Genomic DNA, 26,632 nt, shown 5'->3' on the forward strand with positions numbered 1-26,632 from the left:
CGGTGTTCACCGCCCATCCGGCCGGAGCCGCGCGCGGCCTTCGCGGCCATGGGCCGCTCCTACGGGGTGGGTCGAGCATCCCGCCGTGCGGTGCACGCCGTGCGACATGGCGGCGGGCCTGGGTCAGGACAGCTGGCCGTGGCAGTGCTTGTACTTCTTGCCGCTGCCGCAGGGACACGGGTCGTTGCGGCCGACCTTCGCGCCGTCGCGGACGATCGGGGTCTGCGGGCGCGGCCCGTCGCGCTGGTAGTCGGGTTCTGCGGCTTCCTCGTCCGCACCGTAGCCGCCCGATTCGGCGTGCTGGAACTGCGCCTGCTTGAGCCTGGCCTCGATCTGGCGGCGCTCCTCGGCCTCCATCGCCGCGATCTCCTCCTCGCTGCGCACGCGCACCCGCGCCAGCAGGGTGATCACCTCGCGCTTGACCTTGTCGAGCATGTCGGAGAACAGCGAGAAAGCCTCGCGCTTGTATTCCTGCTTGGGCTGCTTCTGCGCGTAGCCACGCAGGTGGATGCCCTGGCGCAGGTAGTCCATGCGTCCCAGGTGCTCCTTCCAGTTCTGGTCGAGCACGTTGAGCATGATGTGCTTTTCCAGCATGCGCATGGTCTCGGGGCCGACCTGCGTCTCCTTGTCCGCGAACACGCGGTCGGCGGCCTCGGCGACGTGGGCGGCGATGCCCTCGGCGTCCAGCTCCTTCTGCGCGCGCACCATGCCCTGCAGGTCCAGGCGCAGGCCGAACTCCTGCTCCAGCGTGGCCTCCAGCCCCGGCAGGTCCCACTGCTCGTCGATCGACTCCGGCGGCACGTGCCGCGCGACGATGTCGGCCACCACGTCGTCGCGGATGCCGTCGATGTTCGCCTGCACGCTGTCGGCGTCGAGCAACTCGTCGCGCTGGCCGTAGATGACCTTGCGCTGGTCGTTGTTGACGTCGTCGAAGTCGAGCAGGTTCTTGCGGATGTCGAAGTTGTGCGCCTCCACCTTGCGCTGCGCGTTGGCGATCTGCTTGGTCACCAGCGGGCTCTCGATGATGTCGTCCTCCTGCAGGCCCATCCGCGCCATCACCCGCTGCACCCAGTCGGCGGCGAAGATCCGCATCAGGTTGTCCTCGAGCGACAGGTAGAAGCGCGAGGAACCCGGGTCGCCCTGGCGGCCGGAGCGGCCGCGCAGCTGGTTGTCGATGCGCCGCGACTCGTGGCGCTCGGTGCCGATGATGTGCAGGCCGCCGGCGGCCTTGACCTGGTCGTGGCGCTGCTGCCAGTCGCCGCGCACCTTCGCCTTGAGCTCGTCGGTGGCGTCCTCGCCCAGCTCGGCCAGTTCGGTCTCGATGGCGCCGCCGAGCACGATGTCGGTGCCGCGGCCGGCCATGTTGGTGGCGATGGTGACCGCGCCGGGGCGGCCGGCGTTGGCGACGATCTGGGCCTCGCGCTCGTGCTGCTTGGCGTTGAGGACCTCGTGCGGGATGCCGGCTTCCTTCAGCTGCGCGGAGAGCAGCTCGGACACCTCGATCGAGGTGGTGCCGACCAGCACCGGCTGGCCCTTCTCGTGGCATTCGCGGATCTCGCGCGCCACCGCGCGATACTTGCCGGCGCGGTTGAGGAACACCGCGTCCGGGTGATCCTTGCGCACCATCGGCCGGTGGGTGGGCACCACCACCACCTCGAGGGCGTAGATGCTCTGGAACTCGAAGGCCTCGGTGTCGGCGGTGCCGGTCATGCCGGCCAGCTTGCCGTACATGCGGAACAGGTTCTGGAAGGTGATGCTGGCCAGCGTCTGGTTCTCGCGCTGCACCGGCACGCCTTCCTTGGCCTCGACCGCCTGGTGCAGGCCGTCCGACCAGCGCCGCCCGGTCAAGGTGCGACCGGTGAACTCGTCGACGATGATGACCTCGCCGTCGCGGACGATGTAGTCCACGTCGCGCTGGTAGATCGCATGCGCGCGCATCGCCGCGTTGAGGTGGTGCACCACGTGGATGTTGTGCGGGTCGTACAGGCCTTCCTCGGCCTGCAGGATGCCGGCCTTGCGCAGCAGCTCCTCGGCGTGCTCCTGCCCCGCCTCGGACATGTGCACCTGCTTCTGCTTCTCGTCGACCCAGAAATCGCCCACGCCGTCCTCGATTTCCTGGCGCTTGAGCGAGGGCACGATGCGGTTGACCTTGATGTACAGCTCCGGCGACTCGTCGGCGGGGCCGGAAATGATCAGCGGGGTGCGCGCCTCGTCGATCAGGATCGAGTCGACCTCGTCGACGATCGCGAAGTTGAGCCCGCGCTGGTAGCGGTCGCCCTTGGACAGCGCCATGTTGTCGCGCAGATAGTCGAAGCCGAACTCGTTGTTGGTGCCGTAGGTGATGTCGGCGCCGTAGGCGGCGTGCTTGTCCGAATGCGGCATCCCCGGGTAGACCACGCCCACGCTCAGCCCCAGCCAGTTGTACAGCCGGCCCATCCAGGCGGCGTCGCGGCGCGCCAGGTAGTCGTTGACGGTGACCACGTGCACGCCCTTGCCTTCCAGGGCGTTGAGGTAGACCGGCAGGGTGGCGACCAGGGTCTTGCCCTCGCCGGTGCGCATCTCGGCGATCTTGCCCATGTGCAGCACCATGCCGCCGATCAGCTGCACGTCGTAGTGGCGCATGCCGAGCACGCGCCGCGAGGCCTCGCGGCAGACCGCGAACGCTTCGGGGAGCAGCTTGTCCAGCGACTCGCCGTCGGCGACGCGCTGCCTGAACTCCGGGGTCTTGGCCTGCAGCTCGGCATCGGTCAGCGCCTGCATCTGCTCTTCCAGGACGTTGACCTTGCCGGCGATCTTTTCGAGCTGTTTGACGAGGCGTTCGTTGCGGCTGCCGAAGACGCTGGTGAGCAGGCGATTGAGCATGGGTTTACCGGAAGTCGGGGATCGGAGCGCCGGATCCGCGCGACGGCGCAGGATCCCGGCAACGAAAAAGGGCGCCGGGCGCCCTTTTTTGGCAACGCGCATTGTAGCGTGGGGCCGGTCCCGGCGCCTTTCAAGCGACGGCGCGGCCGCTCCGGGCCGCAGGGGCGCCATTGCCGGCCCCGCCATCGCGGTCGCGGTTGGGCCCGCAATCCGACCGGCCAGCCGACCGAGCTTCGCACCGCGGGCGGAGCCGGCGGATCGCCCCGGGCACGTCCCGTCGTTAGGAGCGGCCTGTGGCCGCGAAGACTGCGAAGGCCGGGAGGCCGCGGCGAGATGGGCGGCGACTCCGGGCTTCGGCCAACCGCGCCGGCTTTCGCGTGCATGGCACGCTCCTACCAGGCTGCGCTGCCGGCTCGCTCGTCTGTAGGAGCGGCCCATGGCCGCGAAGGCCGCGGACGGCTACGGCCGGGTCGGCGGTGATCCCCGGTGTTTGCCGGCCGCGCCGGCTTTCGCGTGCTTGGCACGCTCCTACGGGCACGGGTCGTGTCCGTGCCGGGCACGACACGCCGGGATCAGCCGCGGGTCACGCCCATGTCGCCGAGAAACTTGCGCGGGTTGGCGACGCGGCCGTTCTCCCAGACCTCGAAATGCACGTGCGCACCGGTGGAGCGGCCGGTGGAGCCGGCCCGCGCGACCTGCTGCCCGGCGCGCACCAGGTCGCCGACCTTCACCACGTTGCGCGAATTGTGCGCGTAGCGGGTCACGTAGCCGTTGCCGTGGTCGACCTCGACCACGTTGCCGTAACCGGTGCGATAGCCGGAGTAGCTGACCACGCCGTCGGCGACCGCCATCACCGGGTCGCCGGTGCGCGCGTCGAAGTCGATGCCCTTGTGGAACGCGCGACCGCCGCCGAACGGATCGGCGCGGTGGCCATAGCCCGAGGTGATGTAGGTGCTGGACACCGGCGAGCGCGAGGGCAGCGCGGCGCGCTCGAGTTGCTGGTCGAACAGCAGCGCTTCGAGCACCGACAGCTGGTTGCCCGATGTGTGCAGCTCGGCATCCACCGCGTCCATCCCCTCGCGCAGTCCGCGCGCCGGCATGTCCTGCACCGGGCCGGCGCCGCCCAGGCCGACCGGGGCGTTGAAGTCGAACTCGCCGTCGCCGAGCTTGCCGATGCGGGTCAGACGCTCGCCGAGCGCGTTGAGGCGGTTGGCCTGCGCCTGCAGCTCGCCCATGCGCGCGGCCAGGGCATTGACCTCGCGCTGCGCCTCGCGGCGGGTGGACTCGAGACTGGCCTGCTGCTGCAGGGTCTTCGCATGCAGCCGCGAGATCTCGCTGGCCCCCATGCTGGCGCCGAACAGCATGCCGGCGACGGCAACGACGGCGGCGGCGGCGAAGGGCTTGCGCAGGGCCGCCGTGCGGATCCGCCCGAGCCAGTGCATGATGCGGATCCGCGCCTGATTGGTGATGCTGTGTAGAGTCATGCTTCCGATGTCTGGTTCACGATCCAAGCCTGCGGGAACCGCCCGCGCCGCCTCCGCCCAGCCGGCGCTCGATGCGCTGCTGGGGGGTGCTGCCGGCGACCCCATCCGCCGTGCCCTGTGGCTCGACGCGCTGGATCAGCGATTGCGCTCCCTGCTGCCGTCGCCGCTCGCCGCGCATGCGCGGCTGGGCAATGTCGACGGCCGCAGGCTCGTCTACCTCGTCGACGCCCCGGTCTGGCACGCCAGGATGAGGCTGGCCGGCCCGGAACTGCTCGACGGGGCCCGCTCCATCGGGCTGGATGTCACCGAGTTCGTCGTCAAGACCACCCGGCCGATGCCGCAGCCTCCCCAGCCCGCACCGGCCGCACGCCCCATGTCGGCGCGCGCGGATGAAGCGTTGCGCGACGCCGTGGCGACCCTGGCCGGTGACGACACCGGCAAGGGGGCCTCCTGAATCGCCCGCGTTTCCGCCCGGCAAGCCGGGTGAAGAAAGCGTGGGCGACGCGGCATCCTAACGAGGGCTCGCGCCTGCGGGGTTAACAGCTCGCTAATATTCAAGTAAATAAACGGTAAATTTTCGTTAATCGTTTACGGATTGCTCACTTTTGTGAGCGGGGTCCGTTTCATGGAGATGCGCAATCGCGGCCTGTCCCTGCACGCGAAAACGGTCCCCCGGCTCTCCTGCAAACCCCGTACCAAGGGCGCCCATTCCGGACTGTAGGAGCGGGCCATGCCCGCGAGGCCCGCCTGGGCCGGCGGAACCCGGAATCGCCGCCCATCTCCACTGGAGACACCCGCGGCTTTCGCGCCCATGGGGCGCTCCTACACAAGAAAGGCCGCCCCTCCGGGCGCCCGCTCAGGCGGCGACGGGCGGGCCGTAGGCCAGTGGCGCGGGGGCGTCCGCGTCGAAGGTCACCTCTTCCCAGGCCGAGCGCTCGGCCATCAGGGCGCGGGCCAGCTTGTTGTTGAGCGCGTGACCGGATTTGTGCCCCTCGTATGCGCCGAGGATGGCGTGGCCGGCGAGGTACAGGTCGCCGATGGCGTCGAGGATCTTGTGGCGCACGAACTCGTTGGCGTAGCGCAGGCCGTCCTCGTTGAGCACGCGGAACTCGTCGAGCACGATGGCGTTGTCCATCGAGCCGCCGAGGCCGAGGTTGCGGTCGCGCATGAACTCCAGGTCGCGCATGAAACCGAAGGTGCGCGCGCGGCTGACCTCGCGGATGTAGGCCTCGGTGGAGAAATCGACCACCGCGCGCGATTGCGCGGTCGGGATCGCCGGATGATCGAACTCGATGGTGAAGCCGAGGCGGAAGCCGTCGTAGGGCTCGAAGCGGGCGACCTTGTCGCCGTCGCGCACCTCGATCGTGCGCTTGATGCGGATGAAGCGCTTGGGCGCCTCCTGCAGCACGATCCCCGCCGACTGCAGCAGGAACACGAACGGGCCCGAGGAGCCATCCATGATCGGCACCTCGGCCGCGGACAGCTCGACGTGGAGGTTGTCGATGCCCAGGCCCGCCAGCGCCGACATCAGATGCTCGACCGTCATCACCTTGCCCGCGTCGCGGGTCAGCCCGGTGCAGAGCATGGTCTCGGTGACCAGGTCGGCACGTGCGGGAATCTCCACCACCGGGTCGAGATCGACGCGACGGAACACGATGCCGCTGTCCACCGGAGCCGGACGCAGGGTGAGATAGACCTTCTCGCCGCTGTGCAGCCCCACGCCGGTAGCGCGGATGACGTTCTTGATGGTGCGTTGCTTGGGCATGGGCGGGGGCATCAGTGGGGGTCCGGAAGCCGCGCGGCGGCTGGCTGCCCAGGGCCTGACGGCCGAAAGATTAGCACGCGACCCGCTGAACCTGAACGAAAGGGGCGGCTACCGTGCGGATCCGCCGCGAAGACGAGAGCCGGGCGCAGTGACCTCGGCCGGGGGCCGGTCCGGCGACGGGGAGACGAAGAAAAATCCACCGGGCCATCTCGGCCCGGTGGCAAGGACATGACGGAGGCGGCAGCCTCTCCCTCCCCCGGCGCGTGCCGCGCACCGGAGCCGGGAAGAGCGCCTGCCGCTCCGGCGCGGCGGACGACCGCGCGGGATGACGGCAGCCGGGCGGTCAGTCCGCCTGGCGCCGCAGGAACGCCGGAATGTCCAGGTAGCTGCTGTCGTTGCCGAAATCGGCCACGTCCGGCTTGGCGGCCGGCTCCTCGCTGCGCCCGCGCAGGCTCGAGGCGATGCTCGGCGCCTGCGAGCCGCCGCCGACGGCGTCGTCGATCGGCAGGCCGGTGGTACCGTCGCGCTTGGCCTGGGTGTGAATCAGTTGCACCTGCGGCCGGCGCGCCGGCTCCTGGGTGAAGTCCCGGTCGCCGCCACGCACACCCTGTCGGGCGGCGCCGCGATTGAGCCCGGTGGCCACCACGGTGACGCGCACCTCGTCCTGCATGTCCTGGTCGAGCACCGTGCCGATGACGATGGTGGCGTCTTCGCTGGCGAAGTTCTCCACCGTGCGGCCGACCTCGTCGAACTCCGACATGGTGAAGTCGGGGCCCGCGGTGATGTTGACCAGGATGCCGTTGGCGCCGGCCAGGTTGACGTCGTCGAGCAGCGGGTTCTGGATCGCCGACTCGGCGGCGGCCTGGGCGCGGTCGTCGCCGCGGGCGGTGCCGGTGCCCATCATCGCCAGCCCCATCTCGCTCATGACGGTGCGCACGTCGGCGAAGTCGACGTTGATCAGGCCGGGGCGCACGATCAGGTCGGCGATGCCCTGCACCGCGCCGAGCAGCACGTCGTTGGCGGCGCGGAACGCCTGGATCATCGTCGCGTTGCGGCCGAGCACCGAGATCAGCTTCTCGTTGGGGATGGTGATCAGCGAATCGCAGTGCTGCGACAGGTCCTCGATGCCCTTGAGCGCCACCTGCATGCGGCGGCGGCCCTCGAACGGGAACGGCTTGGTGACCACGGCGACGGTCAGAATCCCCATCTCCTTGGCCAGCTGCGCCACCACCGGCGCCGCGCCGGTGCCGGTGCCGCCGCCCATGCCCGCGGTGATGAACACCATGTCCGCGCCCTGCAGCGCGTCCATGATGATCTCGCGATCCTCGAGCGCCGCCTGCCGGCCGACCTCGGGGTTGGCGCCCGCGCCCAGCCCCTTGGTGACGTTGCCGCCGAGCTGCAGCTGCAGCTTGGCGCCGCAGTTCTTGATCGCCTGCGCGTCGGTGTTGGCGGTGATGAACTCCACCCCGTCCACGCTGCTGTTGACCATGTGGCCGACGGCGTTGCCGCCGCCGCCGCCCACGCCGATCACCTTGATGACGGCATTGGGTGCCATCTTCTCTACCAGTTCGAAATGCGCCATGTCCGTGTCCTCTTGAAGGGCCGGGAATCGGGAATGGGGAATCGGGAATCGGAAAAGCAGTTCCACCCGTCTGGACCCATCGCCCGGCACCGGCGTTATTGTTTTGTGCCGCTTGGTTGTCGTGTCATTCCGCAATCATTTCGCCGCCACCCGCTGTCCGCTCCGCCCTGCTCCTGCTCTTCCGATTCCCCATTCCCGATTCCCCGTTTCCGGAGCGAGTTCGTCAGAACTCGCCCCGGTACCAGTCCTTCAACTTCTTGAAGAAACTTCCCGCCCGCCCGGTCGGGATCACCGGGCGGCGGGGGTTCTCGATCTGGCTGCCCATCAGCAGCAGGCCGACGCCGGTGGCGTGCACCGGGTTGCCGACCACCTCGCCCAGGCCGGTGACGTGCTGGGGAATACCCACCCGCACCGGCATCTGCAGCATTTCCTCGGCCAGCTCGACCACGCCCTCCATCTTCGCGGCGCCGCCGGTGAGCACCATGCCGGCGCGCACGTGCTGCTCGAAGCCCGAGCGACGCAGTTCCGCCTGCACCATCTCGAAGATCTCCTCGTAGCGCGCCTGCACCGCCTGCGCCAGGGATTGCCGCGGCAGCCGCCGCGGCGGCCGGTCGCCGACGCTCGGCACCTGGATCGACTCCTCGCTGGTCGCCAGCTGCGCCAGCGCGCAGGCGTAGCGGACCTTGATCTGCTCGGCCTCCGGCGTCGGCGTGCGCAGCATGTGGGCGATGTCCTCGGTGACCTTGTCGCCGGCGATCGGCAGGCTGGAGGTGTGGCAGATCGCGCCCTGCACGAACACCGCCAGGTCGGTGGTTCCGGCGCCCAGGTCGACCAGCACCACGCCGAGCTCGCGCTCGTCGCTGGTCAGCACCGCGGTGCTCGAGGCCAGCGACGACAGCACCAGGTCGTCGATCTGCAGGCCGCAGCGCTGCACGCACTTGCTGATGTTGGCCGCCGCCGATTGGGCGCAGACCACCAGGTGCGCGTGCACCTCCAGGCGCACGCCGGTCATGCCGACCGGGTTGCGGATGCCCTCCTGGGAGTCGTCGAGCACGTACTCGCGCGGGATCGCGTGCAGGATGCGCTGGTCGGCGGGGATCGCCACCGCCTTGGCGGCGTCGAGCACCCGGTCCAGGTCGGCCCAGGTGACCTCGCCGTCGCGGATCGGCACGATGCCGGGCGAGTTCCTGCACTGCACGTGGTTGCCGGAGATCGACGCGTATACCGAACGGATCTCGCAGCCGGCCATCAGCTCCGCCTCCTCGATCGCGCGCTGGATCGACTGCACGGTGGACTCGATGTCGACCACCACGCCGCGCTTGAGTCCGCGCGACTCGTGCGAGCCGATGCCGATCACCTCGATCGGGTTGCCGGGCGAATACTCGCCGACCAGCGCCACCACCTTGGAGGTGCCGATGTCGAGACCGACGATGAGGGCCTTGTCGCCTTTTCGGTTCATGTTGTAGGGCCGGGAATGGGGAATGGGGAATGGGGAATGGGAAAAGCCGGCAATCGGAGCCCGGAAGCCGGAAATGAAGAAGGTGGGCGAGGAGGCATCGTGAAGAAGGCAAGCGTCGAAGCGCGCGCTGCGCTCGCCGTAGCCGTGGCCCCAGCCACCTCGGTCATCGAGCGCGGGGGGTTGCCTTTGCTCTCGCCATTCCCGATTCCCGATTCCCGATTCCCGGCCTTCGCCATTCCCGATTCCCGATTCCCCATTCCCGGCTCTTCCGTCCACTCCAGCGCGAAGCCGTTGGTGTAGCGGAGATCGGCGCGGCGCAGCGGGATGGTCTTCTGCTGGAGCAGCCGCGGCAGCAGGCGGGCGAAGCGCTCGAGCCGGGTGCGCGCCTGCTGGCTGCCGATGGTGACCTCGGTGCCGTTGGACAGGGTCAGCGCCCAGCTGCCGCGCGGGTCCAGGGTCAGCCGCCGGACGTCGTAGCCGATCGGCGTGAACAGCACCCGCGATTCGTTGTATAGCGCCACCACGTCGGCCACCCGCGCCTCCGGGCCGTCGAGCAGCGGCAGTCGCGGCAGCGGGCCGATGCCGGCCGCCGGGAACAGCCGGCCCTGCTCGGAGAGCAACCGGTCCTCGCCCCAGCGCGCGAACGGGCGGTGCTCGACGATGCGCACCTCGATCACGTCGGGCCAGCGCTTGCGCACCTCGGCGCGCTCCACCCAGGGCAGCCGCGCCACCGCGGCCTGGGCCCCGTCCAGGCGCATGGCGAAGAAGCCGTGGCTCGCATACGGAAGCAGCGCCTCGCGCAATGCCCGGTCCTCGACCCGCTCGAGCTCGCCGACCACGCGCAGCGTGCGCAGCGGCCAGCGCTCGGAACCGATCCAGCCCTGCAGCACAGCCACCACCGGCAGCGCGACCAGCGCCAGCGCCAGGGTCCAGGCGATGATCCGGAGCAGGGCGGTCATGAGGCGGCTCCTTCGGAGCCGGGAATCGGGAATCGGAAATCGGGAATCGGAAAAGCCGGGGAACTGCCGGGCCGTCCGCAAATGCCAGCACGGCATTTCGACAGGCGAGCGAGGGCCACACGTCGGCGCGGCCTCGCCCTTGCGACTGCCGATTCCCGATTCCCGATCCCCGGCCTCACAGCGCCGTCTCCAGGATCCGCCAGCACAGTTCCTCCATGTCCATGCCGGCCTGGCGGGCGGCCTTGGGGACGAGGGAGTGGCTGGTCATGCCAGGGGCGGTGTTGACCTCGAGCAGATGGAACGCGCCGCTGGCCCGGTCGCGCATGAAGTCGACCCGGCCCCAGCCGGCGCAGCCCGCGGCGGCGAAGGCGCGCAGGGCGAGGGCGCCGATCTCCGCCTCGGCCTCGCCGGACGCGCCCGGGCATCGGTACTCGGTGTCGTCGGAGAGGTACTTGGCCTCGTAGTCGTACCAGTCGCCGCGCGGCACGATCTGGATCGACGGCAAGGCGTACAGGGCTTCGCCCACGGCGAGAACACCGACGGTCAGCTCGTCGCCCTCGACCAGGCGCTCCATCAGCAACTCGCCCGGATAGCGCGCCGCCAGCTCGACCGCGGCGTCGAGGCCGGCGTCGTCGAACACGCGGCTGACGCCGACGCTGGAACCTTCCTGGGACGGCTTGACGATCACCGGCAGCCCTAGCGTGCGCGCGGCGGCATGGACATCGTCGCCCTTGCGCAGGCGTGCGTACCCGGGGGTCGGCAGGCCCAGGCTCAGCCAGACCTGCTTGGTGCGGATCTTGTCCATCGAGAGCGCCGAGCCGAGCACGCCCGAACCGGTGTACGGCACCGCGAAGGCGTCCATGAGGCCCTGGACGATCCCGTCCTCGCCACCGCCGCGCTGGCCGTGGAGGATGTTGAACACCCGGTCGCAGCGGCGCTGCACCAGCGCCTCGACCAGCGCAGGGATGCCGTCGACCGCTTCCGCGTCGATCCCGCGCGCGCGCAGCGCCGCGAGCACGCCGCGGCCGGAGTCGAGCGAGACGGCGCGCTCCGAGCCGGTGCCGCCCATCAGCACGGCGACGCGGCCGAACACGGCGGGATCGGACATGCGCGGCGGCGGCAGCGCCACGCTCATGCCGCACCGCCCTCGAAGCCGTCGGCCGCCAGCTGCTGCACCACCTGGCCGATGTCGCCGGCGCCCATCATCAGCAGCAGGTCGCCGTCCTCGAGCAGATCGGGCAATACCCGCGGCAGCTCCTGGGCCGGACCCACCACCACCGGGTCGATGCGGCCGCGGACGCGGATCGCGCGCGCCAGCGCCTTGGCATCGGCGCCGGCGATCGGCGCTTCGCCTGCGGCGTAGACCTCGGTCAGCACCAGCGCATCGACCTCCGACAGCACTCCGGCGAAATCGTCGAGCAGGTCGCGGGTGCGGCTGTAGCGATGCGGCTGGAACGCCACCACCAGGCGACGCTCCGGCCAGCCATCGCGCGCCGCCTCGAACACGGCCTTCAGCTCCTTGGGATGGTGACCGTAGTCGTCGACCACCTGCACGACCGCGCCCCGCGCGGTGCGCAGCTCGGCCAGCAGGTTGAAGCGACGGCCGATGCCGGCGAACTTCTCCAGCGCGGCGGCGATCGCCTCCGGCGCCACCCCGAGCTGCCAGCCCACCGAGGCCGCGGCCAGCGCGTTCTGCGCGTTGTGGCGCCCGGGCAGCGCCAGCGCCACCGCAGTGCGCGAGCCGTCGGGCAGGCACAGGGTGAAGCGCATGCGCGGACCGTCCTGGGCCACGTCCTCGGCGCGCACGTCGGCGGCGGCGTCGAAGCCGTAGGTGGTGACATGCCGCGGCGTCTGCGCGGCCAGCGCCGCGACCTCGGCGTCGTCGATGCACAGCACCGCCAGGCCGTAGAACGGCAGCCGGTGCAGGAACTCGGAAAACGCCGCCTGCACCCGGGCGAAATCGCCGCCGTAGTTCTCCAGATGGTCGGCGTCTATGTTGGTGACGATGGCGATCAGCGGATTCAGGCGCAGGAAGCTGCCGTCGCTCTCGTCGGCCTCGGCCACCAGCCAGTCGCTGCCGCCCAGGCGCGCGTTGGCGCCGGCGGCGAGCAGCTGGCCGCCGATGACGAACGTGGGATCCAGCCCGCCCTCGGCCAGCACGCTGGCCAGCAGCGAGGTGGTGGTGGTCTTGCCGTGGGTGCCGGCCACGGCGATGCCGCGGCGGAAGCGCATCAGCTCGGCCAGCATCTCGGCGCGCGGCACCACCGGGATGCGCTGCGAGCGCGCCTCCATCAGTTCCGGGTTGTCCGCGCGGATCGCGCTGGACACCACCACGCAGTCGGTGCCGAGCACGTTGGCGGCGGCGTGGCCGCGGTGCACGGTGGCGCCAAGCGACCGCAGACGGCGGGTGACGGCGCCGTCGGCCAGGTCGGAACCGGACACCTCGTAACCGAGGGTGCACAGCACTTCGGCGATGCCGCTCATTCCGGCGCCGCCGATGCCGACGAAGTGCACGCGCGGGAACGCACGCGCGAAATCCGCGCCCGGGCGGCTCCCGGCATCGAGCAACCGGCGGATCATGCGGTTCTCCCGAGGGTGGGCTCGATGCGCTGGCGCAGGCGGCTGGTACCGCGTGCCGCGGCGCCCGCCGCCGGTGCGGTGCCGCGCGCCGGCTCAGGCGCCGGCGCCTCCTGCGGCTGCGCCGCCTCGCCACGCAGCCGCGCGACCTGGCGCTGGGCGCGATCGAGCTCGTACGAGACCCGCAGCAGCAGGCCGATCGCCACGCAGGTCATCAGCACGCTGGAACCGCCGGAGGACACCAGCGGCAGGGTCAGGCCCTTGGTCGGCAGCAGACCGAGGTTCACCCCGATCGACACCAGGCTCTGCAGCCCGATCGACAGCGCGACGCCGAACGCGCAGTAGCCGGCGAAGTGGCGGCGCATCTCCACGCACTTCAAGCCGATCCACAGCGCACGCCCGACCAGCAGCGCGTACAGCCCGATCACCAGGCACACCCCGGCGAAGCCCAGCTCTTCGGCGATCACCGCCAGGATGAAGTCGGTGTGCGCCTCCGGCAGGTAGGACAGCTTTTGCACCGAGGCGCCGAGGCCGACCCCGAACCATTCACCGCGGCCGACCGCCATCAGCGCGTTGGCCAGCTGGTAGCCGCTGTTGAACGGATCGGCGAACGGATCCATGAACGAGGTCAGCCGGCGCATGCGGTACGGCTCGGCGATGGCGACGATCGCCAGCAGCGGCAGGATCACCAACACCGGCGCGGCCATGCGCGGCATGTGCACGCCGCCCAGCACCAGCATGCCGGCGGTGATCGCCAGGATCAGCGCCAGCGATCCGAAGTCCGGCTGCAGCACCAGCATCAGCATCAGTCCGGCGGCGACGCCGAGCGGCTTGAGCATCGCCCCCCAGGTGGCGTTCACCTCGTCGCGGAAGCGCACCAGGTAGCTCGACAGCCAGACGATGTACATCAGCTTCACCGCTTCCACGGTCTGGAAGTTGGAGACGCCGAGGTTGATCCAGCGCCGCGCGCCGTTGACGGTGTGGCCGAGCCCGGGCACGAACACCGCCAGCAGGAGCACGAAGCAGCCGAGCAGCAGCAGGCGGTCGTACTTCTCGATGGTGCGCATCTCGGTGCGCATCGCCACCAGGCACAGCGCCACGCCCAGGCCGAGGAACATCAGGTGGCGGATCAGGAAGTAGAACGGCCCGACCTCGAGGTCCTCGCCGACGGCGATCGAGCTCGACGCCACCATCACCACGCCCAGCGTCGCCAGCGCGATCGCCGCGCCCAGCAGCCACGGGTCGAAGCGGCCGTGGATGGCCTCGAGGCGCGTCGCCTGGTGGAAGTTGCCGTCCATCAGCGCACCTTCAGCGTGGCCAGGCCGACCAGCACCAGGATCACCGAGATGATCCAGAAGCGCACGATCACCCGAGGCTCCGGCCAGCCCTTGAGTTCGAAATGGTGGTGGATCGGCGCCATCCGGAACACCCGACGCCCGGTGAGCTTGAACGAGGCGACCTGGATCATCACCGAGAGCGTCTCGATCACGAAGATGCCGCCCATGATCACCAGCACCAGTTCCTGGCGGACGATCACCGCGATGGTGCCGAGCACCGCGCCCAGCGCCAGCGCGCCGATGTCGCCCATGAACACCATCGCCGGATAGGTGTTGAACCACAGGAAGCCGAGCCCCGCGCCGGCGATCGCCGCACAGATGATCACCAGCTCCCCGGCGCCGGGGATGCGCGGAATCTGCAGGTACTCGGCGAACTGCGCATGCCCCGAGGCGTAGGCGAACACGCCGAGCGCGCAGGCCACCAGCACGGTGGGCATGATCGCCAGCCCGTCCAGTCCGTCGGTGAGGTTGACGGCATTGGAGAAGCCGACGATCCAGAAGTACGCCAGCGCCACGAAGGTGATGCCGACCATCGGCAGCGCGATCGCCTTGAACAGCGGGATGTAGAACGTGGTCGATGCCGGCACGTCGGCGGTGTAGTACAGGTAGAGCCCGGCGGCCAGGCCGAACAGCGACTGCAGCAGGTACTTCCACCGCGACTTCAGGCCGTTCGGGTCGCGGCGCACGATCTTGATCCAGTCGTCGTACCAGCCGATCGCGCCGAAGGCCAGCATCACCGCCAGCACCACCCAGACGTACTTGTTGCGCAGGTCGCCCCACAGCAGCACCGCGGCCAGCACCGCGATCAGGATCAGCGCGCCACCCATGGTCGGGGTGCCGGCCTTGGAGAAATGCGTCTGCGGGCCGTCCTGGCGGATCGGCTGGCCGCCCTTGTACTGGGCCAGCTTGCGGATCAGCGGCGGCCCCCACCACAGCGACAGCAGCAGCGCGGTCAGCGCCGCGAGGATGCCGCGGAAGGTGAGGTAGTTGAACAGCCCGAAGAAGCTCTCCAGACCCTGCAGCCAGCGCGCCAGCTCAAGCAGCATCGGCGGATTCCTCCTCGGTCGGCATTGCGGAGACGATCCGCTCCATCGCGCTGCTGCGCGAACCCTTCACCAGCACGCGCACGGGCGCCCCCGCGTCGCCGCCGGCCCTCGTCGCCGCATCCAGATCGGCGCGCAGCGCCGCGGCAACGGCCTGGTGCGAGTCGAAGCAGCGCCCGCCGTCGCCGAAGGCCCGCGCCGCCGCCGCGCTCAGCGGCCCGAGCGCGTACAGGCGCGCCAGCCCGCTCCGGCGCGCCCGGTTCCCCGCCTCGGCATGGAGGGCTTCGGCATCCGGGCCGAGTTCGCCCATGTCGCCCAATACCAGCCAGCCCTCGCCCGGCGCCGCGGCGAGGGTGTCGATCGCGGCCGCCAGCGAACCCGGATTCGCGTTGTAGCTGTCGTCGATCAGCACCGCGCCGCCGGCCAGGCGATGCCTGGCGAGCCGACCGGCGACCGGCCGCGCAGCGGCCAGGCCGGTGGCGATCGTCACGGCATCGGCACCGGCGGCGGCCACCGCCAGCGCCGCGGCGGCAAGCGCGTTGCGGACGTTGTGGCGGCCGGGCAACGGCAGTGCGACCTCGGCCTCGCCGTCCGGCAGCACCAGCACGAAGCGCGAGCCGTCCTCGCCGCAGCGTACCTCGCGCGCCGTCACCTCCGCGCTCGCCTCCAGCCCGAAGCGCAGCAGGCGGCGGCCGTGGGCGCGCTCGGCGAAGTACGGCGCGAACGCATCGTCGGCGTTGATCACGGCGACGCCGTCGACCGGCAGCGCGTCGTAGATCGCCGCCTTGGTGTCGGCCACGCCGAGCAGGCTGCCCATCCGCTGCAGGTGCGCGGGAGCGACGTTGTTGACCAGGGCCACGCGCGGGCGCGCGACCGCGGTCAGCCAGGCGATGTCGCCGGGCTTGCCGGCGCCCATCTCGTAGATCGCGTAGCCGGCGTCCTCGGGCGCGTCGATCACCGCCAGCGGCAGCCCGATCTCGTTGTTGCGGTTGCCGGGATTGGCATAGGCGCTGCCGACGCGCTGCAGGATCGACAGCAGCATCTGCTTGACCCCGGTCTTGCCGTTGCTGCCGGTGATGGCGATCACCCGCGAACCGCGCGCGTGCTGCAGCGCCGCGGCCAGGGCGGCCAGCCCCTGCACCGTATCGCCCACCACCACCTGCGGCAGCGCGGCCTCGCAGGGCCGCGACACCAGCGCCGCGCGCGCGCCCAGTTCCGCGGCGGCGCCGACGTGATCGTTGCCGTCGAAGCGCTCGCCGCGGATCGCCACGAACAGCGCGGCGCGGCCGTCGCTGGCGTCGAAGCGACGGGTGTCGGTCTCCACGGCGTCGATCAGCACGTCGCCGGCGCTGCCGTTGTGCAGCGCGCCGCCGGTCCAGCGCGCGATGCGCGAGAGCGGGACCGGGATCATGCCCTGCCCGCCAGCGCCGCAGCCGCGGCCTCGGTGTCGTCGAAGGGATGGCGCACGCCGTCGATCTCCTGGTAGGGCTCGTGGCCCTTGCCGGCCACCAGCACGATGTCGCCCGGCCCCGCCCCGCCGATGGCGCGGGCGATCGCACGGCGGCGGTCGCGCAGCACGGCCACCGCGGCGCGGTCGACGAACCCCGCCAGGACGTCGGCGACGATGGCATCGCCGTCCTCGCGGCGCGGATTGTCGTCGGTGACGATCACCGCGTCGGCGCCGGCCTCGGCGATCGCCGCCATTTGCGGCCGCTTGCCGCGGTCGCGCTCGCCACCGCAGCCGAACACGCAGACGACGCGGCCGCGCGCGTGCGCGCGCAGGCTGGACAGCGCCTGCTCCAGCGCGTCGGGGGTATGGGCATAGTCGATCACCACCACCGGCTGGCCGTTCCCGCCCAGGCGGTTCATGCGGCCCGCCACCGGCAGCAGCCGCGACAGCGCCGCGGCGATCGCCGCCGGGGCATCGCCAAGGGCGTGCAGCGTGCCCGCCACGGCGAGCAGGTTGTCGACGTTGAACCTCCCCAGCAGCGGGGAACGCACCGCGTGCACGGCGTCGCCGATGTGCAGGTCGAAGGCGATGCCGTCGCCGTCCAGGATCAGGCCCGTGGCCCGCACCGCGGCAGCTGCCTCGCCGCGCGCGCTGATGCCGATCGCCCGGGGCCTTTCGTCTTCCGCGCCTGTGGAGGCTGCGTCGGATCGCGTCCCGGAAACGTGCAGGCGATCCGCTTCCCCCGCAGCAAGCGGGACAGCGGGACCGGAGCCGTCGGCTCGCACCGGCAGGGACCCGTCCAACCGCGCGTACAGGGCGCGGCCGAAGGCGTCGTCGAGGTTGAGCACCGCCGCCTGCAGCCCGGGCCAGGCGAACAGGCGCGCCTTGGCGCCGCCGTAGGTGTCCATGTCGCCGTGGTAGTCGAGGTGGTCGCGGGTGAGATTGGTGAACACGGCGACGCGGAAGTGCACGCCGTCCACGCGCCCCTGGTCGAGCGCGTGCGAGCTGACCTCCATGGCCACCGCCTCGGCGCCGGCATCGCGCAACCGCGCCAGCAGCGCATGCATCTGCGAGACCTGCGGGGTGGTGAAGCCGGTCGCCTCGACCTGGCCATGCAGCCCGGCGCCGAGCGTGCCGATGCTGCCGGCGCGCAGGCCGCGCAGCGTCCAGGCCTGCGCCAGCAGCTGCACGGTGGAGGTCTTGCCGTTGGTACCGGTGACCCCGACCGTGGCCATCGCCGCCGAAGGCGCGCCATGCAGGCGATCGGCCATCGCGCCCAGGCGCGCGCGCAGCCCGGGCACGGCGATGGCGTCGCCCGGCACCTGCACGTCGGCCGGCGCCGGCGGCTCGAACAGGACCGCGCTGGCGCCGGCGGCGCGCGCCTGCGCGGCGAAGCGCAGCCCGTGGGTGCCGAACCCCGGCAGGGCGACGAAGGCCTCGCCGGCGCGCAGCGCGCGGCTGTCCTGCGAGAGCCCGGCGATCCGCAGGCCGGGCGGCGCCCCCGGAACGTCCGGCAGCAGGTCGGCCAGGGCGATGGCGGCGCTCATCGCCGCGCCTCCCGCGCCGCGGCGGCGGCGCGCCCGGCGTCGGCCTGGGCCTGCGCCGCCAGCCAGGTGTCGATGTCGTCGGGCGGCACGTCCATCAGCCGCAGCGCACCTTCCATGACGTTCTTGAACACCGGCGCGGAGACCCAGCCGCCGCCGTACATGTTGCCGGTGGTGTCGGGATCGTCGATCACCACCACCATCGAGAAGCGCGGGTTCTCCACTGGCACCAGGCCGGCGAAGAACGCGACGTAGCGGCGCGCATAGCCGCCGCCGCTGGCCTTGCGCGCGGTGCCGGTCTTGCCGGCGACGTGGTAGCCGAGGATCGCCGCGCGGGTGGCGGTGCCGCCGGTCTCGGTGACCGTCTGCATCATCCGCATGATCTGCCGCGAAATGGCGGGGTCGAGCACCTGCCGCGATTCGTTGTGCTGGCCCTTGACGAAGGTCGGCGGCGTCAGCCGGCCGTCGTTGCCGAGCGCGGCGTACGCGGTGGCGATCTGCAGCGGCGTGGCCGACAGGCCGTAGCCGTAGGACAGTGTCTGCTTGGTGGTGCCGCTCCAGCGCGCCGGCTCCGGGAACAGGCCCGGGGCCTCGCCGGGGAACCCGCTTCCGGTGCTGCTGCCGTAGCCGAACCGCCGCAGGAACTCGTAGAACTGCCGGTCCGGCATCTGCGCCGCCAGCTTGGAGACGCCGACGTTGGAGCTCTTGGTGATCACCCCGGTGACGTCGAGCACGCCGTAGTTGCGGAAATCGCTGGTGCGGTAGCGTCCGTTGGGAATCCAGCCGGGATTGGTGTCGACGCGGGTGCCGGGCGTCACCAGTCCCGCCTCGAGCGCCGCGGCCACGGTCAGCGGCTTCATCGTCGAGCCGGGTTCGATCAGGTCGGTGACCGCGCGGTTGCGGCGCGCGTCGCGGTCGCCGCCGGTGACCACGTGCGGGTTGAACGCCGGCAGGTTCGCCATCGCCAGCACCTCGCCGGTGGCCACGTCCAGCACCACCGCCGAGCCGGCGCTGGCGCCGGTCTGGCGGATGGCGTTGCGCAGCTCGCGATGGGCCAGGAACTGGATGCGGCGGTCGATGCTCAGGGTCAGGTCGCGGCCCGGCTCCGCGGGACGCACCAGGTCGACGTTCTCGACGATCCGGCCGCGGCGGTCGCGGATCACCCGCTGCGCGCCGGGATTGCCGCGCAGCCAGTCGTCGAAGGCCAGCTCGATGCCCTCCTGGCCGAGATCGTCGATGTTGGTGAAGCCGAGCACGTGTGCCAGCGCCTCGCCCTGCGGGTAGAAGCGGCGGAACTCGCGCTGGCTGAACACCCCGGGCACGCCGAGCGCCAGCACCTTCTGCGCCGCCGCCGGGTGGATGCGGCGCTGCCCGGGCAGGTACATGAACTCCTTGTCCGCGCGCTGGGCGACATTGCGCGCCAGCGCGTCGGGGTCGGCGTCGATCGCGGCGGCCAGCTCGACGATGCGCTCGGGGTGCTTGACCAGTTCCTGGGGGTTGGCCCACAGCGATGCCACCGGGGTGGAGATCGCCAGTGGCTCCCCATTGCGGTCGGTGATCATGCCGCGCGATGTGGCGATGGGCAGTTCGCGCAGGAAGCGCGAATCGGCCTTCTGCTGGTAGTACGCGTTGTCGATCAGCTGCAGGTCCACCGCGCGCCCGACCAGTACCACCGAACACAGGCCGAGCGCGCCGGCGACCAGCGCCAGCCGCCCGCGCAGGTTGAACTGCGCGCGGGTGCGCGGGCGCTTGGCGTTTCCGCCGGGGATGCGGCGGAACCTCATCGCCGCGCTCCTGCGCGCGACGCGGCACTGGGCGCGCAACCGCTCATGGCCGGATCACCACGATGTCGGCGGTCTCGGGAAACTTCATGCCCAGCCGCTGGCGCGCCACCTGGTCGATGCGGTTGCTCTCGGCCCAGGTCGCCTGCTCCAGCTGCAGCCGCCCGAAATCGATGTTGAGCTCGTCGCGCGCCGCCTCCAGCCGAGTCAGCTGGACGAACAATTGCCGATGCTGGTGCCGCGCGTGCACCACACCGATCGCGGTGATCACGCTGGCGAGCAGCAGGATGGCCACGAGGATGCGGGCGATCACGGGCGCAGCTCCGCTGCGCCCGGGAATGGGGAATAGGGAATGGGGAATCGGAGGAGCGCGCCGCCGCTACCTGCCGCTGCACCGGCGCTCCGCCCTCCCGCTTTCCCGATTCCCGATTCCCGATTCCCGATTCCCGGCTTCTCCGCCACCCGCAGCACCGCGCTGCGCGCACGCGGATTGGCGGCGACCTCGGCGGCGTCGGCCTTGCGGGCGTCGCCGATCGCGATCAGGGAAGGTTCGAACGCGGGCGCTGCCGGCAGGCGGCGATTGCCGGGCGGCGGCTTGGCATGGCGGGCGATGTAGCGCTTGACGATGCGGTCCTCGAGCGAGTGGAAACTGATCACCGCCAGTCGCCCGCCAGGGCGAAGCGCCGCGTGCGCGGCCTCCAGGCCGGCCTCCAGATCCGCCAGCTCGCGATTGACGTGGATGCGCACGGCCTGGAAGGTGCGGGTGGCCGGGTGGATGTCGTGGCGCCCGCGCGGGACCACGCCGGCCACCAGCTCCGCGAGCTCGGCGGTGCGCGTCAGCGGCGCCTCGCCGCGGCGGGCGACGATCGCGCGGGCGATGCGCCGGCTCATGCGCTCTTCGCCGTACGTCCACAGCACGTCGGCGATCTCGCGCTCCTCGGCGCGCGCCAGCCACTCGGCCGCGCTCTCGCCGGCGTCCGGATCCATGCGCATGTCGAGCGGACCGTCCTTTCCGAAACTGAAACCGCGCCCGGCGACGTCGAGCTGCGGCGACGACACGCCCAGGTCGAGCAGCACGCCGTCCAGGCCCCCGCGCACCGGCGCCCAGTCCGCCAGCGCGGCGAAGCTGCCCCGACGGATCGCCACGCGCGGATCGGCGCCGAACTCGCGCTCGGCAACGGCGATCGCTTCGGGATCCTTGTCCATCAGCAGCAGCCGACCTCCGGGGCCCAGGCGTTCGAGCACGCGTCGGGCATGACCGCCGCGGCCGAACGTGCCGTCCAGATAGGCTCCATCCCCGATCACCCGCAGCCCTTCCATGACCTGCGCGACCATCACAGGAAGGTGGCCGGACCGGGCGTCCGCGCCACCCGCGCTCACAACCTCAACTCGAGCATGTGCTCGCTCAGATCCTCGTCAGAGATGGTCTGGCGGATCTGCGCGTGATGCGCCTGCTCGCTCCACAGTTCGAATTTGTCGCCCATGCCCAGCAGCACCGCCCGGCGCTCGATGCCCACCGCGCTGCGATGGCTGGCGGGAATGCCGATCCGGCTGCTGCCGTCGAGCTCCACCGGCGCCGCCGAGCCGACCAGGTTGCGCTGCATGCGGCGGTGCGCGGACAGCGTCCCGGGCAGGGCGTTGACCGCGTCGCGCACCCGCTCCCACTCCTTCTCCGGATAGAGGAACAGGCAGCCGGACTCGAACGGGTTGTAGGTGATCACCAGGCGATTGCCGCACGCGCGCGCGACGAGATCCCGGTAGGCGGTCGGAATCGCCAGCCGGCCCTTCTCGTCGATGGTGATGGCGGTCTCGCCCTGGAACACAACAATCCTGCCCGGAATGCCCGTCTGCGGCGGGCTTCATTGCCGCGGAACACCACTGGATTCCCGGTAGTCCCACGAATTGCCACCTTATGACCCGGTTCTGGGGTTGTCAACAACTTTGCTGGGGCGATTTCATCAGGCAGGTCAATGACTTGCGCCCGACTTCAGAGACTTGTTCAAGCTTTATCCACAACCCGCTGTTTCGTCTCAAATTTTGAGACAGCGCACGTTCTCCCCAATCCTGAGACACCGTTCAGGATGGCGTAAAGCCAATGTGAAGACCCTGTGCATGCCGGATGAAGACGCGCAATCGGGTGAGCCGCTGAGGCCGGAAGGCGGTCGCCGTGTTCGCCCGCCCGCCCAGCACCGGGATGAAGGCGGCGTCGACGTGGCCGACGAAGGGGATTGATATAACGGCCCCGCGGCGCCCGCCGCGACAAGGAGATCGCCATGTGGACTCGACACCTCGCCCTGGGCGCGTTGGTGGCCCTGGCCGGTACGTTCGCCGGTTGCCAGCGCGAGCCCGCCGCCGAACCCGAGCCTGCCGTCGCGCCCGCCCCCGCGGAGGAGTCGAACCCGGCCGTGCGCCCCGCCGAGCCGCCGGAAGAGGCGGCCGCCACCGGAATCGCCACGCAGCCGGGGCCAAATGGCTCGGAAGTGACACTGAAGGCGGTGCGCGTGACCGGCAATCTGGTGACCGTGGAACTCGCCTACCGGGCCCCATCCGATCGTGCCTTGAGCACGATCGTCAGGCTCGGCGACGTCAGCCTCATCGACGACGCCACGACCCAGCGCTACGAGGTGGTACAGGACGCCTCGGGCCGCTACATGGCCCAGCCGCTCTCGACCAGCGGCAACGCGGTGGTGCTGAGCCTCAGCGCCGGCGATACCGCCCAGGTCTCGTTCCGGTTCCCGGCGCCGCCGGCGTCTTCGCCGACCGTCTCGATCTCGATCCCGGAGGTGGGGCCGTTCGACGGCGTCCCCGTGCAGCGATGATCCGCGCCACTGCGCTGGTCGCCGGAACGCTGCTGCTGGCGGCGTGCTCGCAGCCCCCCTCCAGCCCGCCAGCCGCCGCCGACAGCCCGCAGGCCGCGGAAGCCGCGGACCGGGATCGGACCGGGACGACCGCGCCCGACACCCCCGCCGCAACCTCGGCCGCGCCGTCAGCGCCCGGCGCGGCGGGTTCCGCCCTGACCGGCGGCGTGAGCGGGCTGTCGGGCGACGTCTCGTCGCTGGAAGCGCGCGTGGGCGCCCTCGGCGGCACCATCACCGAGCATGAGATCGTCGTGCCACTGCCTGCCGACACCCTGTTCGACTTCGACCGCGCCGAGATCAGGCCGCAGGCCGAACCCGGCCTGCGGCAGCTGGCGCAGTTGCTGGCGCAGACCGAGGGGATCGCCCAGGTCGGCGGCCATACCGATGCCAAGGGCGACGACGAATACAACCTCGCGCTGTCGCAGCGGCGTGCGGATGCGGTGGTCGCATGGCTGGTCGGCGAGGGCGCGGTGCCAGCGTCCCGGCTGCAGGCGCGCGGGTTCGGCGAGGCGCAGCCGGTGGCACCGAACACGACCGCCGACGGCGCCGACGATCCGGCAGGCCGCGCACGCAACCGCCGCGTGGAGGTGGTGATCGCCCGCTGACCCGGGTTCCCGCCGACGAGGCCGGATCGCCCGAAGGACTGCAAGTCGTCCGCCGCAGGAATCGCCCGGACGCATGGCGCGCGGGCGCACGCGCGTCGCGCACCCCTCGCTGGGCAGTTCGCCGACGGTCGCGGCGGGAGGAAAGGTGGCGGAGCCGGCCGATAAGCCGGGTTCTGTCGTGGACAGTCATTCCTCTAGGCGCAGCGTCACCGCTACGCTCGAGCAGCCTACCCGGACCCGACGCGGGCCACGTCATGAGGTCCCTATTTGGCCTTGCTCCCGGTGGGGTTTGCCGTGCCGGTCCGTTGCCGGACTCGCGGTGCGCTCTTACCGCACCGTTTCACCCTTGCCTGATCCCTTTCGGGCCATCGGCGGTCTGCTCTCTGTTGCACTTTCCGTCGGCTCGCGCCGCCCAGGGGTTACCTGGCACCGTGCCCTGTGGAGCCCGGACTTTCCTCGGCACCCGCCGCCCCGGAGGGCATGGGTGACGCGACTGTCTGGCCGACTCCGCCGCGGCCATTGTATCCGGATCCCGGCCGTTGGCCGCGGCCCGCGGCGCGGCGTTCAGCCCGCGTCGCCCCCGCCGTAGAGCGCCTTGCGTGGCGCCCCGGTCAGCTCCGCGGCCAGCCTGGCCGCCGTGGACGGCGGCAGCTGGGCGCGCAGGGCGGCATAGACGCGGCGGCCCTCGGCCAGGCGGGCGTCGGTGTCTTCGGCGGCCCCCTCCACCACCACCACGAATTCGCCGCGCCGCTGGTCGGGATCGGCGGCCACGGCCGCGGCGATCTCGTCGAGGCTGCCGTCGAGCACGGTTTCGAACAACTTGGTCAGCTCGCGCGCCAGCACCGCCGGCCGCCGGCCGCCGAACGCGCCGCGCATGTCGTCCAGCGCGTCGACGATGCGATGCGAGGATTCGTAGAACAGCAGCGTGCGCGGCTCGGCCGCCAGACCTGCCAGGCGCTCGCGGCGCGCGGCCGCCTTCGCCGGCAGGAAGCCTTCGAACACGAAGCGGTCGCTGGCCAGGCCGGCCACGCTCAGCGCCGCCACCAGGGCGCTGGGGCCGGGCACCGGACTGACCCGCACCCCCGCACCCCGCGCCGCGCGCACCAGCCGGTAGCCGGGATCGCTGACCAGGGGGGTGCCGGCGTCGCTGACCAACGCCAGCGAATCGCCTGCCTGCAGGCGCGCGACCAGCCGCCCGGCCAGCTGCTCCTCGTTGTGCTCGTGCAGCGCCAGCAGCGGGGTGGCGATGCCGAAGCGCGCGAGCAGCTGGCGGCTGTGGCGGGTGTCCTCGGCGCAGACGGCATCGACCTCGCGCAGCACCCGCTGCGCGCGCGGCGACAGGTCGTCGAGGTTGCCGATCGGGGTGGCCACCACGTGCAGGGTGCCGGCGGACTGTGGGGCTTGCATGGTCTCTCCGCACTGGGGCGTTAGAATCCTAGCCGTTCTTCCACACGGACTGTCAGCCATGCGGCCATCGCCTTCCCGGATCCTTCTGCTGCTGGCAGCGCTGCTGCTGGCCGGCTGCGCCTCGGTGCAGGTCAGCGGCCCCGCCGCGAGCGCCATGCCCTCGGACCCCGCGCTCGCCGCGGCGGCGGCGCTGGCGCGCGAGCAGGCGGGGCTGAGCGGCCAGGCGCGGGCCGATGGCGCCCGCGAAATCGAGCGCCTGCTGGCGACCGTCGACGACCAGGCCCTGGCGCAGGGCGCCGCCGCCCTGCCCCAGGGCGACCCCCTGTACGGATTCGCCGGGCGCGCCCTGCTGGCCCGCAACCTGCCGTTGCCGCGCCCGTTCGACCTGACCGCGCTGTGGAACGCGCACGCCGGCAACCGGCCGGCGGCCGACCGCGACGGCTACCGTCCGCCGCTGCGGCTGGCGGTACTGCTGCCCCTGTCGGGCAATCTGGCCACCGCGGCCGCGCCGGTCCGCGACGGCCTGCTGGCGGGGTACTACGGCGAGCGGCGGCAACGCCCCGAGGTGCAGTTCTACGACACCACCGGCACTCCCGCCGGCGCCAACGCCGCCTACCAGCGCGCGATCGGCGAGGGCGCCGACTACGTGCTGGGGCCGCTCGGCCGCGACGAGGTGGCCGCGGTGCTGCAGAATCCGGCACTGCTGCGGGTCCCGGTGCTGGCGCTCAACCGCGCCGGCGACGAGGCGCCGACCGGCAGCTTCAGCTTCGCCATGGCGCCCGAGGACGACGGCATCGCCGCCGCCGATTACCTGCTGGCGCGCAACGTGCGCCGCGTGCTGGTGCTCAACGGCGCCGACGACAACGCCCGGCGCAGCGTCGACGCGTTCCGGCGCCAGTTCGAGGCCGGCGGCGGCACGGTCAGCGACATGCTGGTGGTCACCGGCGAGACCCCGCCGGACATGACCGAGGCGCTGCGCAACGCCATGCTGAAGCAGGACGGCGCCGAGGCGGTGTTCCTCGGCCTGCGCGGTGCGCAGGCGCGTGCGATCGCGCCGCAGCTGGCCGCCGCGGGCTACGCCACCCGCCCGCGCGTCGGCACCTCGCAGCTCTACGGCAGCGGCAGCAGCGAGGACGACGTGGCGCTGGACGGCATCGTGTTCCCGACGGAGCGCTGGATCGCGACCGGAGTGCCCGGCCTGCCGATGGCCTCGAGCGTGGCGGCCGGTCTTCCCACCGCCCGCGGCCCGGCGGCGCGGTTGTTCGCGTTCGGCTACGACGCCTGGATGATCACCGCCTTCATGGAACGCCTGGTGGGCGATGCGAACGCCGAACTGCGCGGCGCCACCGGCACCCTGCGCATCGACGGCTTCGGCAACGTGCTGCGCACGCCGGCCTGGGCCACCTTCAGCGGGGGACACGTGGTGCCGCTGGGCGGAACCGGCGGGTGAGCTCGACCCGCGCGCGCGGCGACGGCGTCGAGCGCGCGGCGCGCGACCACCTGCTGCGGGCCGGGCTGCGCGAAATCGCCGCCAATGCGAACTTCCGCTGCGGCGAGCTCGACCTGGTCATGCTCGAACCGGATGCGGGCGGCGCCGACCCCGGCACCGTCGTGTTCGTCGAGGTGCGCTACCGGCGGTCGTCCGGCTTCGGCGGAGGCGCGGTGTCGGTGACGGTCGCCAAGCGCCGACGGCTCGCGCGCGCCGCGCAGGCGTTCCTGCTCGGCCAACGCGCGCTCGCCGACGCGCCCTGCCGCTTCGACGTGGTCGAGGCCGACGGCGACCCGGCCGCGCCGCGGCTGCACTGGATCCGCGACGCGTTCCGCCTCGACGACCTGTAGCCCATCCGCTCGCTCGAAAACGCGCGTCACCTTGATTTGGAGTGTGGGTTCCCGGCTCGCTCGGATATCCACGGCCGAGC

General features: G+C 71.4%; 22 protein-coding genes, 1 other RNA gene and 1 pseudogene. 6 read left to right on the plus strand and 18 right to left on the minus strand.

What is annotated here, in order from left to right; all coding sequences use genetic code 11:
• Positions 1–123: 123 nt before the first annotated feature.
• Together secA and H0E84_RS18480 are read right to left on the minus strand one after the other, a co-directional pair.
• Positions 124–2,862, minus strand: a complete 2,739-nt coding sequence (secA, locus tag H0E84_RS18475) for a preprotein translocase subunit SecA (RefSeq protein WP_180680130.1) — start codon at positions 2,860–2,862, stop codon at positions 124–126.
• Between the two features lie 572 nt (positions 2,863–3,434).
• Positions 3,435–4,346 carry a M23 family metallopeptidase gene (locus H0E84_RS18480; protein ID WP_180680131.1) on the minus strand — a complete coding sequence of 304 codons (912 nt, stop codon included), beginning with the start codon at positions 4,344–4,346 and terminating at the stop codon, positions 3,435–3,437.
• A gap of 7 nt (positions 4,347–4,353) precedes the next feature.
• On the opposite strand from H0E84_RS18480, the gene H0E84_RS18485 reads away from it, so the two are divergent.
• A complete protein-coding gene (locus tag H0E84_RS18485; protein WP_180680181.1) occupies positions 4,354–4,800 on the plus strand; it encodes a DciA family protein in 447 nt (148 codons plus the stop codon).
• Between the two features lie 402 nt (positions 4,801–5,202).
• Here H0E84_RS18485 and lpxC read toward each other — a convergent pair whose 3' ends face one another.
• The 14 genes and pseudogenes from lpxC to mraZ all read right to left on the minus strand — a co-directional run bounded on the left by lpxC (position 5,203) and on the right by mraZ (position 21,666).
• The gene (lpxC, locus tag H0E84_RS18490; RefSeq protein ID WP_180680132.1) at positions 5,203–6,111 is read right to left on the minus strand and encodes a UDP-3-O-acyl-N-acetylglucosamine deacetylase; all 909 of its coding nucleotides are present in this window, start codon (positions 6,109–6,111) and stop codon (positions 5,203–5,205) included.
• Between the two features lie 343 nt (positions 6,112–6,454).
• A complete protein-coding gene (ftsZ, locus tag H0E84_RS18495) occupies positions 6,455–7,693 on the minus strand; it encodes a cell division protein FtsZ (RefSeq protein WP_180680133.1) in 1,239 nt (412 codons plus the stop codon).
• A 223-nt stretch (positions 7,694–7,916) separates the two neighbouring features.
• On the minus strand, positions 7,917–9,152 hold the full coding sequence (gene ftsA / locus H0E84_RS18500; RefSeq protein ID WP_180680134.1) for a cell division protein FtsA: 1,236 nt from the start codon (positions 9,150–9,152) through the stop codon (positions 7,917–7,919).
• Entirely contained in the window at positions 9,149–10,111 is a 963-nt protein-coding gene (locus H0E84_RS18505) for a cell division protein FtsQ/DivIB (protein ID WP_180680135.1), read from the minus strand. Before H0E84_RS18505 ends, ftsA begins: the two co-directional genes overlap by 4 nt.
• A gap of 175 nt (positions 10,112–10,286) precedes the next feature.
• Positions 10,287–11,246 (minus strand): D-alanine--D-alanine ligase, encoded by a 960-nt coding sequence (locus H0E84_RS18510; RefSeq protein ID WP_180680136.1) that lies wholly within the window; start codon positions 11,244–11,246, stop codon positions 10,287–10,289.
• On the minus strand, positions 11,243–12,691 hold the full coding sequence (gene murC, locus H0E84_RS18515; RefSeq protein ID WP_180680137.1) for a UDP-N-acetylmuramate--L-alanine ligase: 1,449 nt from the start codon (positions 12,689–12,691) through the stop codon (positions 11,243–11,245). The genes H0E84_RS18510 and murC overlap by 4 nt, the downstream gene beginning before the upstream one ends.
• Positions 12,688–13,986: a putative lipid II flippase FtsW gene (ftsW, locus tag H0E84_RS18520; RefSeq protein WP_180680138.1), complete on the minus strand. Its 1,299-nt coding sequence runs from the start codon at positions 13,984–13,986 to the stop codon at positions 12,688–12,690. Before ftsW ends, murC begins: the two co-directional genes overlap by 4 nt.
• The gene (mraY, locus tag H0E84_RS18525; protein ID WP_180680139.1) at positions 13,986–15,071 is read right to left on the minus strand and encodes a phospho-N-acetylmuramoyl-pentapeptide-transferase; all 1,086 of its coding nucleotides are present in this window, start codon (positions 15,069–15,071) and stop codon (positions 13,986–13,988) included. Before mraY ends, ftsW begins: the two co-directional genes overlap by 1 nt.
• A complete protein-coding gene (locus H0E84_RS18530; RefSeq protein ID WP_180680140.1) occupies positions 15,061–16,479 on the minus strand; it encodes a UDP-N-acetylmuramoyl-tripeptide--D-alanyl-D-alanine ligase in 1,419 nt (472 codons plus the stop codon). The genes mraY and H0E84_RS18530 overlap by 11 nt, the downstream gene beginning before the upstream one ends.
• Entirely contained in the window at positions 16,476–18,065 is a 1,590-nt protein-coding gene (locus tag H0E84_RS18535; protein WP_180680141.1) for a UDP-N-acetylmuramoyl-L-alanyl-D-glutamate--2,6-diaminopimelate ligase, read from the minus strand. The genes H0E84_RS18530 and H0E84_RS18535 overlap by 4 nt, the downstream gene beginning before the upstream one ends.
• A gap of 5 nt (positions 18,066–18,070) precedes the next feature.
• A pseudogene (locus H0E84_RS18540) lies at positions 18,071–19,846 on the minus strand (peptidoglycan D,D-transpeptidase FtsI family protein); the annotation flags it as partial.
• 43 nt (positions 19,847–19,889) lie between these two features.
• Positions 19,890–20,153 (minus strand): cell division protein FtsL, encoded by a 264-nt coding sequence (gene ftsL / locus H0E84_RS18545; RefSeq protein ID WP_180680182.1) that lies wholly within the window; start codon positions 20,151–20,153, stop codon positions 19,890–19,892.
• The gene (gene rsmH / locus H0E84_RS18550; protein WP_180680143.1) at positions 20,153–21,178 is read right to left on the minus strand and encodes a 16S rRNA (cytosine(1402)-N(4))-methyltransferase RsmH; all 1,026 of its coding nucleotides are present in this window, start codon (positions 21,176–21,178) and stop codon (positions 20,153–20,155) included. Before rsmH ends, ftsL begins: the two co-directional genes overlap by 1 nt.
• A 41-nt stretch (positions 21,179–21,219) precedes the next feature.
• A complete protein-coding gene (mraZ, locus tag H0E84_RS18555) occupies positions 21,220–21,666 on the minus strand; it encodes a division/cell wall cluster transcriptional repressor MraZ (RefSeq protein ID WP_180680144.1) in 447 nt (148 codons plus the stop codon).
• A 172-nt stretch (positions 21,667–21,838) separates the two neighbouring features.
• Here mraZ and H0E84_RS18560 point away from each other — a divergent pair, with 172 nt between their 5' ends.
• The 3 genes from H0E84_RS18560 to H0E84_RS18570 are packed head-to-tail and all read left to right on the plus strand — an operon-like array spanning position 21,839 to position 23,306.
• Positions 21,839–22,075, plus strand: a complete 237-nt coding sequence (locus tag H0E84_RS18560) for a hypothetical protein (protein WP_180680145.1) — start codon at positions 21,839–21,841, stop codon at positions 22,073–22,075.
• A 41-nt stretch (positions 22,076–22,116) separates the two neighbouring features.
• Positions 22,117–22,662, plus strand: coding sequence for a hypothetical protein (locus tag H0E84_RS18565; protein ID WP_180680146.1), 546 nt, complete (start codon positions 22,117–22,119; stop codon positions 22,660–22,662).
• Positions 22,659–23,306 (plus strand): OmpA family protein, encoded by a 648-nt coding sequence (locus H0E84_RS18570; protein ID WP_180680147.1) that lies wholly within the window; start codon positions 22,659–22,661, stop codon positions 23,304–23,306. Before H0E84_RS18565 ends, H0E84_RS18570 begins: the two co-directional genes overlap by 4 nt.
• Positions 23,307–23,452: 146 nt before the next feature.
• On the opposite strand, the gene rnpB is transcribed toward H0E84_RS18570, so the two are convergent.
• Together rnpB and rsmI are read right to left on the minus strand one after the other, a co-directional pair.
• An RNA gene (gene rnpB / locus H0E84_RS18575) (RNase P RNA component class A) lies at positions 23,453–23,815 on the minus strand.
• Positions 23,816–23,870: 55 nt separating this feature from the next.
• On the minus strand, positions 23,871–24,713 hold the full coding sequence (gene rsmI / locus H0E84_RS18580) for a 16S rRNA (cytidine(1402)-2'-O)-methyltransferase (RefSeq protein ID WP_180680148.1): 843 nt from the start codon (positions 24,711–24,713) through the stop codon (positions 23,871–23,873).
• A gap of 58 nt (positions 24,714–24,771) precedes the next feature.
• Here rsmI and H0E84_RS18585 point away from each other — a divergent pair, with 58 nt between their 5' ends.
• On the plus strand, positions 24,772–26,163 hold the full coding sequence (locus H0E84_RS18585) for a penicillin-binding protein activator (RefSeq protein WP_425600509.1): 1,392 nt from the start codon (positions 24,772–24,774) through the stop codon (positions 26,161–26,163).
• Positions 26,160–26,552, plus strand: coding sequence for a YraN family protein (locus tag H0E84_RS18590; protein WP_180680150.1), 393 nt, complete (start codon positions 26,160–26,162; stop codon positions 26,550–26,552). The genes H0E84_RS18585 and H0E84_RS18590 overlap by 4 nt, the downstream gene beginning before the upstream one ends.
• Positions 26,553–26,632: the final 80 nt, after the last annotated feature.

Source organism: Luteimonas salinisoli (genome assembly GCF_013425525.1).
Classification (GTDB): Bacteria; Pseudomonadota; Gammaproteobacteria; order Xanthomonadales; family Xanthomonadaceae; genus Luteimonas; species Luteimonas salinisoli.